The organism is Variovorax fucosicus (assembly GCF_030316825.1).
GTDB lineage: Bacteria > Pseudomonadota > Gammaproteobacteria > Burkholderiales > Burkholderiaceae_C > Variovorax > Variovorax fucosicus.
The window spans coordinates 581,052-594,314 of sequence record NZ_JASZYU010000003.1; the positions used below are offsets into that span (position 1 = coordinate 581,052).

At 68.8% G+C, this 13,263-nt stretch carries 9 protein-coding genes; 2 read left to right on the forward strand and 7 right to left on the reverse strand.

Features of this window, described 5'->3' with window-relative positions; genetic code table 11:
- Positions 1-2 precede the first annotated feature (2 nt).
- The 4 genes from QTI05_RS20225 to QTI05_RS20240 form a co-directional block, all read right to left on the reverse strand.
- On the reverse strand, positions 3-1,007 hold the full coding sequence (locus QTI05_RS20225; RefSeq protein ID WP_286544606.1) for a sulfate ABC transporter substrate-binding protein: 1,005 nt from the start codon (positions 1,005-1,007) through the stop codon (positions 3-5).
- Positions 1,004-1,579 carry an RBBP9/YdeN family alpha/beta hydrolase gene (locus tag QTI05_RS20230; RefSeq protein ID WP_286544607.1) on the reverse strand — a complete coding sequence of 192 codons (576 nt, stop codon included), beginning with the start codon at positions 1,577-1,579 and terminating at the stop codon, positions 1,004-1,006. The genes QTI05_RS20225 and QTI05_RS20230 overlap by 4 nt, the downstream gene beginning before the upstream one ends.
- Positions 1,576-2,217, reverse strand: coding sequence for a peroxiredoxin (locus QTI05_RS20235; RefSeq protein ID WP_286620551.1), 642 nt, complete (start codon positions 2,215-2,217; stop codon positions 1,576-1,578). Before QTI05_RS20235 ends, QTI05_RS20230 begins: the two co-directional genes overlap by 4 nt.
- Before the next feature lie 104 nt (positions 2,218-2,321).
- On the reverse strand, positions 2,322-3,239 hold the full coding sequence (locus QTI05_RS20240) for a LysR family transcriptional regulator (protein WP_286544611.1): 918 nt from the start codon (positions 3,237-3,239) through the stop codon (positions 2,322-2,324).
- Positions 3,240-3,368: 129 nt separating this feature from the next.
- On the opposite strand from QTI05_RS20240, the gene QTI05_RS20245 reads away from it, so the two are divergent.
- Positions 3,369-4,016, forward strand: coding sequence for an FMN-dependent NADH-azoreductase (locus QTI05_RS20245; protein ID WP_286544613.1), 648 nt, complete (start codon positions 3,369-3,371; stop codon positions 4,014-4,016).
- Positions 4,017-4,143: 127 nt separating this feature from the next.
- On the forward strand, positions 4,144-5,088 hold the full coding sequence (panE, locus tag QTI05_RS20250; protein WP_286544615.1) for a 2-dehydropantoate 2-reductase: 945 nt from the start codon (positions 4,144-4,146) through the stop codon (positions 5,086-5,088).
- Positions 5,089-5,134: 46 nt separating this feature from the next.
- Here the strand turns inward: panE and QTI05_RS20255 are convergent, their stop codons facing one another.
- From QTI05_RS20255 to QTI05_RS20265, 3 genes are read right to left on the reverse strand one after another with little or no spacing between them, the layout of a single operon-like run.
- Entirely contained in the window at positions 5,135-10,684 is a 5,550-nt protein-coding gene (locus QTI05_RS20255; protein ID WP_286620552.1) for an alpha/beta fold hydrolase, read from the reverse strand.
- Positions 10,681-12,471 (reverse strand): hybrid sensor histidine kinase/response regulator, encoded by a 1,791-nt coding sequence (locus tag QTI05_RS20260; RefSeq protein ID WP_286620554.1) that lies wholly within the window; start codon positions 12,469-12,471, stop codon positions 10,681-10,683. Before QTI05_RS20260 ends, QTI05_RS20255 begins: the two co-directional genes overlap by 4 nt.
- Positions 12,468-13,151, reverse strand: a complete 684-nt coding sequence (locus QTI05_RS20265) for a response regulator (RefSeq protein ID WP_286620555.1) — start codon at positions 13,149-13,151, stop codon at positions 12,468-12,470. The genes QTI05_RS20260 and QTI05_RS20265 overlap by 4 nt, the downstream gene beginning before the upstream one ends.
- Positions 13,152-13,263 lie beyond the last annotated feature (112 nt).

A 13,263-nucleotide genomic window follows, 5' to 3' on the forward strand; every position in this document is an offset into this window, starting at 1 on the left:
TTTTACTTGGCGCCGGGCGTATAGAGTTTGTCGAACTGGCCACCGTCGTTGAAGTGGATCTTTTGCGCTTCGCTGAGGCTGCCGAACAGTTCCGCCACGGTGAACAGCTGCACCGGCTTGAAGGTGGCGGCGTACTTCTTGAGCACGGCCTGCGAGCGCGGGCGCAGCGCATGCTTGGCGGCGAGTTCCTGCGCCTCTTCGGAATAGAGCCAGTCGAGATAGGCCTTGGCCAGCTCGCCGGTGCCTTTCTTGGCGGTGGTGCGTTCGACCACGGCCACCGGGTTCTCGGCCAGCACGCTGATCGACGGGTAGACCGCATCGACCTTGCCGGCGCCGAACTCACGGTCGATCGACACGACTTCCGATTCGAAGGTGATCAGCGCGTCGCCGATGTTGCGTTGCAGGAATGCGGTGGTCGCGTCGCGCCCGCCGCGCGCCAGGATCGGCACGTTCTTGAACAGCTTGCCGACGAACTCGGCCGCCTGCGCGTCGGTGCCGCCCTTCTTCTTCACGTAGCCCCAGGCGGCCAAGTAGGCGTAGCGGCCGTTGCCGCCGGTCTTGGGGTTGACGATCACCACCTGCACACCGGGCTTGATCAGGTCGTCCCAATCCTTGATGCCCTTCGGGTTGCCGTTGCGCACCAGCATCAGCATGGTCGAGGTGGTCGGCGCCGCGTTGTCGGGGAAGCGCTTGGCCCAGTCCTTGGCGACCACGCCCTTCTCGGCCAGGAACTCCACGTCGGTGGTGGTGTTCATCGTCACCACGTCGGCATCGAGGCCGTCGGCGACGGCGCGCGCCTGGGCGCTGGAGCCCGCGTGCGACTGGTCGATCTTGACGTCCTTGCCCGTGGTCTTCTTGTAGTGCGCGACGAACGCGGTGTTGTAGTCCTTGTAGAACTCGCGTGCCACGTCGTACGACACGTTCAGCAGCGTGCTGCTCTGCGCGAAGGCGGCGGAGCCGGCGAACAAGGCAAGGCCGGCGAGAAGGATCTTTGTTCTGGAAGTCATAGGGTGGCCAAAGGTTCGATGGAATCCCGACGTGCCGGCCGCTGCGCCGGCGTGTCGGTCAGCGACTGCAGCAGCGCCAGGCCCAAGGGCCAGTCGCCGTGTCCGGAGTCGATGTTGATGTGGCCCGCATTCTGCATGCGGACGAATTCGCTGCCCCAGGCACGGGCATAGGCGCCTGCCAGCCGCACCGGGCAAAAGGGGTCGTTGCTGCTCGCCACCACGACGCTGCGGTACGGCAGCTTCGCGAACGGCACCGGCGCGAAATCCGACAGCACCGCACGCCGCTCGGGATCTGCCGGCGCCACCAGCAGGGCACCGGCGATGCGCGCCACGGCCGCGTGGCCCAGGTGTGCGGTCGCGATACAGCCCAGGCTGTGCGCCGCAATCACCACCGGCTCCGGTCGCGAAAGAATGAGCTTCTCGAGGTTGCCGACCCAGGCCTCGCGCGATGGCGTGACCCAGTCGTCCTGCACCACCCGCTCGGCACCTGCCAACTGCTCGGCCCAGAGACTCTGCCAATGGCCCGGGCCCGAGTCGCGCCAGCCCGGAACGATGACCAGCCTGCTGCTCACTTGTTCGGCTGCGGCGTCAAGCGCAGGTACGGCCGCACGGCATTGAAGCCCTTGGGGAAGCGCTGTGCGAGTTCGGCCGGATCCTGCAGCGAGGGAATGATGACGACCTCGTCGCCGTCCTTCCAGTTGGCCGGCGTCGCGACCTTGTGGCTGTCGGTGAGCTGCAGCGAATCGATCACGCGCAGGATCTCGTCGAAATTGCGGCCGGTGCTGGCCGGGTAGGTCAGCGTGGTGCGGATCACGTGCTTCGAATCGATGATGAAAACGCTGCGCACCGTGGCGGTGGCCGATGCGTTCGGGTGAATCATGTCGTAGAGGTTCGCCACCGTGCGGTCGGCGTCGGCCAGGATCGGAAAGTTGACCGTGGTGTTCTGCGTCTCGTTGATGTCGCTGATCCACTCGCGGTGCTTGTCCACCGGGTCGACGCTCACGGCGATCGGCTTCACGCCGCGCTTGGCGAACTCGGTCGAGAGCGCGGCCGTCTTGCCCAGTTCGGTGGTGCACACCGGCGTGAAATCAGCCGGGTGCGAGAACAGCACCACCCACGAGTCACCGGCCCACTGGTAGAAGTCAATCGGGCCGTCGCTGGAGTCTTGCGTGAAATTCGGGGCGGTGTCGCCGAGTCGGAGGGTGGCCATGGTCGATCCTGATAACAGTACGGCTGGCCATTGTCAGAACAAGCGCTTGGAACTCAAACGAATATCTAATTGTTTGAATATGGTGTTTATCGAATAAGCAGGCTTCAGATGACGAAGTCATGCGGCTCGTCGGCATTGAGGTTTTCGGCCAGAAACTCGATCAATTGGCGCACCGCGGGCACCAGCGCGCGGCGCGGGGGGTACATCGCGTGCGTGATGGACGCGGCCGGCCGCCAGCCGGGCAGCACTTCCACCAGACGGCCCGCCTTCAGGTCGTTGCGGCACATGTAGTCGGGCAGTATCGAGGCGCCGATGCCTTGCAGCACGGCGAAGCGCAGGCTCAGCAGGTCGTCTGCCACGTAGCGCGGCGCATGGTCGTGCCGGTGCGCGGCGCCATCGGGGCCGAACAGCTGCCAGCTGGTCGTGCCGTCGCTGCTGCCCATCGCGAGCGTGTCGAGCTGGGTCAGATCGTCCACCGTCCGGGGCGCCGGGTGGCGCCGCAGCAACTCGGGGCTTGCAACCAGCAGGGTGCGGCTTTCGCCGAAGCGCCGTGCTGCCAACGTGGCGCTGTCCTCGATGACGGCCCGCACCCGCAGCGCGATGTCGACGCCCTCCTCGATCGGATCGACCGGCCGGTTCAGCACCCACATATCGATGCGCACCAGCGGAAAACGCTTCAGGAAGGTCGGCAACAGCGGCCCCACGCTGCTGTGCGCCAGCGTTACCGGGCAGCTGATGCGCACGGTGCCGCGCGGCTCCGTCTGGATCTGGGCCACCGCCTCGGCCGCTGCCTGCGCGGCGTCGCGCATGGCGGCGCAATGGCGCAAATAGATGGTGCCGGCCGGCGTCAGCGAGAGACTGCGGGTGCTGCGCTGCAGCAGCTGCACCCCCAGCCGGACCTCCAGATCGGCCACGCGGCGCGAGAGGCGCGATTTCGGCACGCCGAGTGCGCGGCCTGCCGCGGCAAAGCCGCCGTGCTCGGCGACTTCGGCAAAAAGAACCATGTCGTTGAGATCTTGCACGGCTTATTGTCCTATCAGTGGAACGACATGGCCTATTTTTGCCTACTTATCGATCAATCGCCACAAAAATAGAATTGACCCCAAGCCGACGCCTTTGCCGGCACCTTCATCGAAAGAGAGCGAAAGATCATGAAACTGCTGCACGTCGATTCCAGTGTCCTGGGCACCAACTCGGTTTCCCGCCTGCTGACGGCCGAAGTGGTCGCCGAATGGCGCAAGAGCCATCCCGACACCACGGTCGACTATCTCGACCTCGCGGTCGACACCCCCAACCATTTCAGCGCCGATGCGCTCGCCATCAAGGTCGGGGTGCAAGCCGAGCCGACCGAAGCGCAGCGCCTTGAAAACAGCGTGTCGGAAAAGCTGGTGACCCAGTTCCTCGCGGCCGACGTGATCGTGGTCGGCGCCCCGCTCTACAACTTCAGCGTGCCAAGCCAGCTCAAGGCCTGGATCGACCGCCTGGCCCAGATCGGCCGCACCTTCAAGTACACCGACAAGGGCCCGGTCGGCCTGGCCGGCGGCAAGACCGTGATCGTGGTGTCGACCCGCGGCGGCGCCTACTCGACCAGCGAAGGCGGCCGTGCGATGGAACACCAGGAGAGCTACCTCCAGGTGGTCTTCGGCTTCTTCGGCATCACCGACGTGCGCTTCGTTCGCGCCGAAGGCTTGGCCATGGGCGACGCGCCCAAGGCCGCGGCGCTGGCCGCTGCGCGCGGCGACATCGGTGGGGCAGTCGACAAGGCCGCCAACCAGGACGTGGCCGCCCTCGCCGCCTGAGCGTCGCCCGCCCGCTCCCGCAAAAGCCCGCGCATGCGGGCTTTTGCGTTGGTGTTTCTGCGCCGTTCGCGCCGATCGACTACAACGGCACTGAACGGGCAGCGCAACGCCCGCAGGAGCAGTGAAGATGAGATTTCTGGTCGTGGGCGCGGGCGCGCTCGGTGGTTACTTCGGCGGCCGCTTGCTGCAGGCCGGGCAGGACGTGTGCTTTCTGCTGCGCCCCCGCCGCGCCGCCCAACTGGCCGCAAGCGGGCTCGTCATCAAGAGCCCCGCGGGCAATGCCCACATCCCCGCGCCACCCCATGTGCTGTCCGACGACATCGAGGCCCCTTTCGATGTCGTCATCGTCGGCTGCAAGGCCTACGACCTCGCGCAGACCATGGACTCCTTCGCCGCCGCGGTCGGGCCTGACACCGTGATCATCCCCCTGCTCAACGGCATGCAGCACCTCGACGCGCTGGCCGAACGTTTCGGCCGCGCGAAAGTGCTGGGCGGGCTTTGCCTGATCTCGGCGGTGCTCGACGACGCCGGCACCGTCCTGCACCTGAACGACATGCACGCGCTGAACTTCGGCGAACTCGACGGCGGCCGCTCGGCCCGTGTCGACGCGATCGCCGCGGCGTTCGCGACCGCCAATTTCAGCAGCACCGCGAGCGACAGCATTTTGCAGGCGATGTGGGAAAAATGGATGTTCATCGCCTCGCTCGCAGGCATCACGACCCTGATGCGCTCGTGCGTCGGCGACATCGTGAGCGCGGGCGGCAAGGACCTGGCGCTGGCGCTGCTGGACGAATGTGCTGCCATCGCCGCGCACAACGGCTTTGCGCCGAGCGCAGCGTCGCTCGAGCGCGGCCGCGCGATGGTGAGCGCGCCGGCCTCGCCCCTCACGGCCTCGATGTTCAAGGACATCGAGCGCGGCGCGCCGACCGAAGCCGACCACATCCTCGGCGACCTGCTGAGCCGGGGCGCGCAGGGTCAGCAGCCGGACCGGTCGGTGCTGCGGATCGCGTATGCGCACCTCCAGACCTACGAGGCGCGACGTTCGCGCGAGGAAGCCGCGCGGGCAGCTTGACGCTAGACGACGGCCGGCAGCGCCTTGCGCCCGCGAGGGTGGCGCGTCACGGCCGCGCCGATGGCGCGCGCGCAAAGCGGGCAGGCCCTTCGACCTTCCAGCTTCGATCGCCGGCCGGGTCGAGACTGCGCGTGCAGCGGGTCGTGCCGCCCTCGAGGTCGAGCGTGACGCTGATCTGCCAGTGCGCGCCGCGGTCACGGTCGACCAGCACAACCGCATAGCCATCCCGCGCGCCGACTGCTGCCGTCACCATCGTGGCCCGCAGCGTGGCGGTCGGGAAGCGCACCTCGAGCAGCCCGTCGAGCCAGAACTCGTCGGGCCGCGCATTGACGAAGGGCCAGGGTGCATACAGGCCGGAAGACACGATCGAGATCACCTCCACCGGACCGGACGCGCCTTCGAGCCACAGGCTCGAAACGCTCGACATGTGCCGGTCGCCCGAAAGGATCACGACGTTGCGCGCGCTGCTGTCGCGCAGCAGCTCCAGCAGGGCCTGCTGCGACGCGGGGTAGCCGCTCCAGTCGTCCAGCCCGAGCCGCTCGGCGGGGTCGCCGAATGCTGCCGCCCGCGGCAGCGGGAACAGCGCCACTGGCGAGACCACGAACTTGGGCAAGTCTGCAGGTGATGCCTCCAGCCACGTCCGGAGGTCGTCCATGCTGGAGGGAGTGCGGATGGCCGCCCGATGCAGCGGCTTTGCGCTGCCGGTGTTGCGCAGCGCGCGGCGCTCGCGCAGGCTGCGCGTGTCGAGCATGGAGAACGGAAAACCGGCGGGCGCGATCCGGTAGTCGAACGGGCGCTGGTCGGTCGAGTCCGGCCTCGCACCGTGCACCAGCTTGTGCTGCTGCGCGGCATAGGCGCCAAGCGCGGCGGCGGTTCCCGGCTCGCCGTACGGGTCGTCCCCCGGCTCCCAATCGTCCATCACCTCGTGGTCGTCGAGCAGCGGGTAGCAAGGCATCGACGCCGCCACCTCGCGCAGCGCCTGCAACCCGAAGTTCAGTGCATACGCCTGGCCGACGTCGTCGCCGCCCGCAGGCACGAACAGTCCCGCGGACTGATCCACGTACACCTGATCCCCCACGAGCAGGAGCAGTTGCGGCTTGGCCGTCGCGGACGAAGCCTCCAGCCGCCTGGCCAGCCGTGCCATGGAGGCCTGCGCGGGCAGCCGGTCGACCAGCCCGGGCACGTACTGGCAACTCGCCAGCGCGAAGCACAGCGATGCCTGCGCGGGGCTTTCGGCCGGCTGTGCCGCACCGGTCCATGCGGCATCGAGGCGGATCACCGCAGACGCAAGCTGCTGCACGCTCGCGCTGGCGAGCCTGCGCTCGACCTGCTCGCGGATCTCGTCGATCGGCGCGCGATCCGGCTGCGCGAACAGCGTGCCGGCCAGCCTGGCACCCAGGATGTCGACCGCGGTGCGGTCCACCGGCAGGTCGTCGTGCGCGGTGAGCACGGCAAAGCCCTGGTAGTCGCCCAGGCGCGCGTCGAACAGCTCGACATGCAGTGCTTCGTGCAGCAGCGTCTCGCGCGTGGCCTCCATCGCCACCATCGACGCGGTATCGAAGTTCCACCGCTCCCCTTCGCGCCGTGCCGGCACGAACACCACGCAGCGGGCGGTGGCATGGGCCGGTGGCGGACGCAGCGCCAGCCGGCAGTGCAGCTTGCCCGGCTGGTCGGCGTGCCGGGCCACATGGCCGAGCCAGGGGCCGGTCGCGGGCAAGCGCGCAACCCAGTCGGGCGGGTTCGGGCTGCCGGATCCCGGCAACGTGCGGAAGTCGTCCAGGAAGCCGACGATGCGCGGGAACACGTCTTCGCAGGCCTTCTCGCCGATCAGCGTGTCCTGGTGACCGTACTCGCCGAGCACCAGCAACCGGCGCGGTGTGCCCTGCCCCAGCGCGAGATCGCCCTCGGGCGGCTCGGGCGGCTTCTGGGGCAGGCCGCCGTCCTTGCCGAACACGCGCTTGAGCAGCCAGAAGCTGTCGTACGAACCGCGCCAGTCGAACACGGCGTTCTGCCGCCCATGAAGCAGCAGCAACGGAAAACCGAAGCGTTCGGCGAGGCGCTCGAAGGCGACGGCCTGGTTCTGCCCACCGGCATCGGTCAGAACCTGCTCGCGCGCGTAGTGGGCCACCTGCGCCAGACCCCGCACCATCACGAAGCCATAGATTGCGTCGAGCGCCTGCAGCGTTGCGTCGCCGACGTTCCGCAACCGCATGGTCTGGCCGAAGATGGCATCGGCGCGGTGCCGCACGACGGCGAAGCCGGGCACGCTCTTGAGGCGTCCGGCCTCGCCGTCGCCGTCGGGATAGGGAAAGGTCGCGAGCAACCCGTCGACGAGGAAACTCATCGACGGGCTGAGTCCGGCCGGCCGCGTGTCGAACTGCTCGACGCCGATGTACTGCTGCAGGTAGCTGGCGACGAAACCGCGGAAGCGGTTGAAACCCGTCGCGCGAACCAGCGGCCCGACCTGCGAGAGCACGACCGCACCGATGCGTTCGTGCAGATCCGGCGAACGCAGCACGGCCACGCTGAACATGGCCGCCCCGATGCAATGGGCCACCACGTCGACCTTGCCGTCGCCGGAATCCGCATAGGCCCGGCGCAGAGTCTCGATGGCATCGGGAATGTCGGCCATCGCGACCTCGTCGAACGACCAGTAGCGCCGCGGGCCGGTGAATCCGATGCTGGTTCGCAGGTCGAGCACCCACACGTCGCGCCCCGCATCGAGCAGCGCCGCCACCAGGTTGCCCGGAATGCTCTCGTGCGCGAAGGTCGAACCGCTCGCGCCGTAGCCGTGGATCAGCAGCATGGGCCGGGTGCCGGTGCGCCGCAGCGGCGGCCGGTAGCGCGACAACAGCCGCTGCACCGGCGGACGGGCGTCCGCAACTGCGGCTGCGGCTGCGGCCGCTGCCGGCTCGACCGGGAACCGGACCGGCTCAACCGCGCCGACCGCTCCCGGCAGCCGCTGTTCAACGCGCTTGTTCTGGTCGGGCGGCGGCAGGAAGTCGAGCAAGTGGATCTGCAGCACGACGCGCAGCACCCACAGCGCGAGTTCGATCAGGTCACCGAGCTGGTTCGGTTGATCCTCCTGCTGCTCGATGCGCAGCAGCGGTTGCAGCTTCTCGACGAAATAGGAGGGATCGAGCACCAGCCGGCCGAGCTGCTCCGGGCCGGCGGGTCGCATCAGCTCGAGCTCGCCCTCGCTCAACTGCCGCCATGGGTTGCCGCCTTCGACAAATTCGATGCGCTTGGTCAGGCGCAGGCGATCGCCCGGGCGGAGCGGCGCGCCGCTCGGGGCCGCCAGCACCGTCCAGTCGTACTGGATCAGGCGGACCGCGCCCAGATGCGAGCACAGCGCGAGCAGGTCGCTTGTACTCTCGCTCGAAAGGTCGCCGGTACCGATCAGCTTGCCCAGCTTGCTGCGCGCGAGTTGATGCGTGCGCAGGATGCGCACGACGCCATCGGACTTCTCGCGCACCAGGATCGAGGCCACGCCTTCGCAATGCGCCTCGGGAGCATCGTCACCCCGGCCGAGGCGCACGACCGCGGTCTGCTTCAGTGCCCTCGGCAGGGTGCGAAGCGACTGGATCTCGGCCGGTTCGAAGAGCACCTCGGCAGAGAGATCGAAGTCGCTGCCGGCGATGCGGACGCGTCCCGTCATACGCTCCTGCATCGAGACGACCGTCTTTGCCGGCGCGCGCGGACGGGTCAGGTCGCGCCGCAAGGGGCGCTCCGACGCGGCCGGCTGCGTCGCCTCGAGCAGTTCCAGATCCCAGTCTTCGGCCAGCATCGGGATCGCGCGTTCGGCCAGCGCCGCGATCGTCAGCGAAGGGTTGATGCCGAGCGAAACGGGCACGATCGAGCCATCGAGCACGGCCAGCCCGCACAGCGGCACCTGCGTGGCGCCCGCGCTGCTGTAGACACGGCCCCAGCCATCCACCACGCCGGTTTCTCGGTGATCCGACATGCGGCAGCCACCCAGCGGGTGAACCGTCGTCACCGCGCCCAGCGCCGGCGGCGGATCGCCCAGCACCTGGAACGGCGGCAGCGGGCTCCACAACGGATTCGGCAGCACGCGTCCACCCAGCCCGTGAAAGGCGTCGTGCGCGGCGTGCAGGGCAGTCATCTGCGCCTGGAACACCGGGTGCTCCGCGACTTCGTCCCACTCGATGCGAACCTGCGCATCGGCCAACGGCATGTCGTCCCCGGTGAAGCGGATCGCGCCACCGGCCCCGTCGTCACCCATCATTCCGTAGACCGGCGTGCGGCGCAGAACCTCGTCGTCCACGCCGAGCGGGTCGGGCTTCTGCTCGTCCGGCGCGTGGAGGTCGAGATCCATGCGCGCCAGGCCCTGCAGGGCGTCGGTCGTTGCCACCACTTCGGCGAGCAGGCGCCGCAACGGCGCCGGGATCGCGAACTCTTCGATGACCAGCGGACGCTCCCCTTTTTTCGGGGCCGTCCGCAACAGGCCGGTGATGGTCGGCCCGATATGGCGTTCCGCGGGCGCATCGCCCTCCAGCGCGCTAGACAGTGCCTCCTGCTTCTGGTCGCAGGCCACGGCGATCATGTCGCCGTTGGTCGAGAAACCGGCACCGAGTGCCTTGTCGGCGACGGGCAAGCCGCCCTGCCTCTTCGAGCGCAGCAGGATCTCGGTGGAGCCCAGCGTCCCCGCAGCCAGGATCACCCGCTGCGCGCGCAGCACGTAGGGTCTGGCGTTGTCGGTGCGCGCCTTGCGCCGGTCGGTGAAGAAAAACTCGACCGCGTAGCCGTCCTCCTCGGGCAGCGGCAGGATCCGGTGCACGGTGGCGCCACAGAACAGGCGCGCACCGCGGGCCCGGGCCAGCGCCAGGTAGTTGGTGTCGAGCGACTTCTTGGCCCGGTGGTTGCAGCCGCTCACGCAGTCGCCGCATTGCAGGCAGGGATGCATCGCCACGTTGGCGGAAGTACGCGTGTGCTCCTTGAAGGCAATGGCCACCCATGCCTTGCGCCGGGTTCTGGCGCGCATCTGCCGGCCAGCCGCGAGCAGCGAATCCAGTTTGGAAACGCTGTCGGGAATCTGCTCGATGCCCAGCATGGCTTCGGCCCGGGCATAGTGCGGCGCGAGCGACTGCCGGTCGATGCCGGCGGGCCATGCCGACCCGGCGAATGCGTCCTGGGTCGCACGCTCCATCACCGCTGCATTGATCAGCGAGCCGCCGCCCAGCCCGCTGCCGAGCAGTGCGTTGACCTTGCCGCCAAGCCGGATGTCGAACAATCCCGACGCATTGCCGCGCGCCGGTTGTCCGTCCCCGCGACTGAAGCGCACGTGCCCCGGCAGTTCGCCGAAGGTGGCCGGAAACTCGCCCGGCAGGTATTCATTGCCGCGCTCCAGCACATAGACCCGGACCGGTGGCTTCGGGGTTTCGTCGGCCGGGGAGCTGCAAGGCCGTGCACCCGCCAGCCGCGCCGCCGCGACCGCGCCGCCGTAACCGCTTCCGATCACCAGCACCTCGCAATGCAGCGCACCGGGCGGTGCCACCTCGACTTCCTGGACGAGCACTTCGGCCGCCTCCGAAATCCACCGATGCCCGCCATCGGCGCGGCCGTTGCCGTTCTTCATGTGCAGCTCCCGACCGGGTGGCCAGCCACCCTCAGGCCCCGATCGATCTCCGCAACGAGCGCACGGCCCAGGGCGTTGTCGTCGACGGGCTTGCGCAACAGCGGCAGCGCCTGCTGCCGGGCCGTCTCGATCAGGGCCTGATCGGTGTCGGCCGTGACGATGACCACCGGCAGCCCGGACTGCGCGCCGCGCAGCGACTCGACCGCCTCGAAGCCCGAGTGCCCTTCGCCCAGCCGGTGGTCGACCACCGCGACATCGGGCCTGCTTTCGCCGAGGTGGCGCAGCGCCTCCGCGATCGTGGCGGCCGACAGTACGCGGCACCCCATCGCGCCGAGCGCATTGAGGTAGGCGCCGCGCACCATCGGGTCGTCTTCGAGCACCAGCACGCAACGTCCGGCCAGGTTCCACGGCAGGCGCGCGTCTTCGCCCTCCGCGTCGGCGCCCGAGGCGCGCGGCAAGCCGAGGCGAAAGCTGGCGCCCATGCCCGGGCTTGATTCGAGCGCGACCGACACTTTCAGCAGTTCCGCCATGCGGCGCACGATGCCGAGGCCCAGCCCGTGCCCCGCCGCCGGCACAGCGCTGCGGCCCTGCAACTGAACCAGGTCTTCGAACACGAGCCGGTGGTGTTCGGGCGCGATGCCCGGACCGCTGTCGCGCACCGTGACACCGACCTCGGCATCGCGCTCGTCGACCCGCACCTCGACCTTGCCGCCTTCGGGCGTGAACTTGATCGCGTTGTCGACCAGGTTGGCAAGCATCCGCCGCAACAGGTCGGGGTCGGTGTACACGGCCAGGCCCACCGGGCATGCCGTCTGCACCTCGATCCGGCGTGCCGCCGCGGTGGCGCCGAAGCCGCCCGTCACGGCGGCAACGAGCCGATCGAGCCGCACCCGTTTCGGCTGGGGCACGACCACGCCGGCGTCGAGCTTGGACACATCGAGCAGCGCGTCGAGCATGCTGCGCAGTTGCTCCAGGCTGATGTCCACGACCTCGACGATCGCCTGCGCGTCCGGCGCCATGGGCACATGGCGCAGCGCACCGACGTTGAGCGCCATCGCTTGCAGCGGCTGCCGCAGGTCGTGGCTGGCGGTGGCCAGGAAGCGGCTCTTGTCGTTGTTGGCCTGCACCGCGGCATCGCGCGCGATGGCCAGTTGGGCCCGTTCGAACTCCAGCGTGGTGGCCAGCGCCTGGTTCTCGAGCCGGATGCCGAACGACTCGTCGAAGGTCTGCAGGTTGCGCTTCGCGAACCGGATCTGCACGCCGAAGAACATCAGCACCAGCGCCCCGACGCCCCAGCCGAGCCAGCTGCCGGCCAGCATCCACATCGCAGCGGTGGGCACGAAGAGCAGGCCCGCATAGGCGAGGAAAGCGGGCAACACGGTCGCGCTGGTGGAGACGGCACCCGCGCCCCAGGAAACCAGAATCATGGTGAGCACGGCGTCGAGCGTCGGATCGAGCCAGGCCATGAAGAATGCCGCCGACCCGTTGCAGGCACCGATCAGCACGTTCCAGCGCACGGTGGCGCGCAGGCGCCGGGCGATCGGCTGTGCACGGTCTCGCGCCATGCGCGCCAGCGCAGCGGCGCGCCACTCCCGGCTCGCGATCACCGCCACGAACCAGCCGGCCACCAACGGCGCGGGCACGGCCTGCCAGGCAATGGCGGCGACGACGGTCGCGGTCAGCAGGATCTGCCAGCGCAAGCCCACGGCCTGCTCCGCCACCACCTGGAGGCGACGCTCGTCCAGCTCGGCGGACGCCTCTGCCAGCGGTGCGGCCGGGGCGTTCATGCCGGCTCGAGCGCCCAGGCGGCCTGCGCGTCGAACACGCGGCACAGGGCATCGGTGCGGTTGCGCGCGCCCAGCGCGCGATAGACCATCGACAGGTGCACCTTGACCGTGCCTTCCGCGATCGACAGCTGCCTTGCGATCAGCTTGACCGGCGTCCCGCGGATCGCCAGCGCCAGCACCTCGCGCTGGCGTGGCGAAAGCTCGACCCGCAGGAAGCGGGCGAGGTCTTCGCGCGGCAGCTCATCCTGGTCGCGGGCCCGCGTCACGTCGTCGGCCAGCACGAACTCCGCCGGCAGGTAGACGCGATGGCGCAGCACCACGCGCAGCGCGGCCTCCATGTCCTCGAGGCGGTACGACTTGGGGACGAAGCCGGCGGCGCCGGCCTCGATCACTTCGCGCACGCGCTGCGGGGAGCTTTCGGCCGATTGCATGCACACCGGCGTGGCCTCGTACTGCGCCTTGATCGCGCGCAGTGCGGCAACGCCCGAGAGCTGCGGCAGGTGGTAGTCGAGCAGAACCAGATCGAGGTCGGTTGCCGCGAGCTTGCACGCGGCCTCGACGTCGCGCACGGCGTCGAACACGAAGGGCCGACCGGGCTCGATCTCGGCGGCCATCCGCTCCAGCAGGAGGCGGGTGCCGTTCCAGACGATCTCATGGTCATCGACCAGCAGAACCTTCATAGGGTCCTCCAGACATCGCAGCGCGAACCCCCTTGCCTTCGACGGCAGGTTAGCGCAAAGCCGTTGAACAAGCGATGGCGCAGACCTACGCCGAAGGCCTAGTCCGACCGGC

Coding starts and splice junctions, on each gene's coding strand:
- QTI05_RS20235 (WP_286620551.1), bottom strand. CDS start 2,217: ATGGCCACCCTCCGACTCGGCGACACCGCCCCGAATTTCACGCAAGAC.
- QTI05_RS20225 (WP_286544606.1), bottom strand. CDS start 1,007: ATGACTTCCAGAACAAAGATCCTTCTCGCCGGCCTTGCCTTGTTCGCC.
- panE (WP_286544615.1), top strand. CDS start 4,144: ATGAGATTTCTGGTCGTGGGCGCGGGCGCGCTCGGTGGTTACTTCGGC.
- QTI05_RS20265 (WP_286620555.1), bottom strand. CDS start 13,151: ATGAAGGTTCTGCTGGTCGATGACCATGAGATCGTCTGGAACGGCACC.
- QTI05_RS20255 (WP_286620552.1), bottom strand. CDS start 10,684: ATGAAGAACGGCAACGGCCGCGCCGATGGCGGGCATCGGTGGATTTCG.
- QTI05_RS20245 (WP_286544613.1), top strand. CDS start 3,369: ATGAAACTGCTGCACGTCGATTCCAGTGTCCTGGGCACCAACTCGGTT.
- QTI05_RS20260 (WP_286620554.1), bottom strand. CDS start 12,471: ATGAACGCCCCGGCCGCACCGCTGGCAGAGGCGTCCGCCGAGCTGGAC.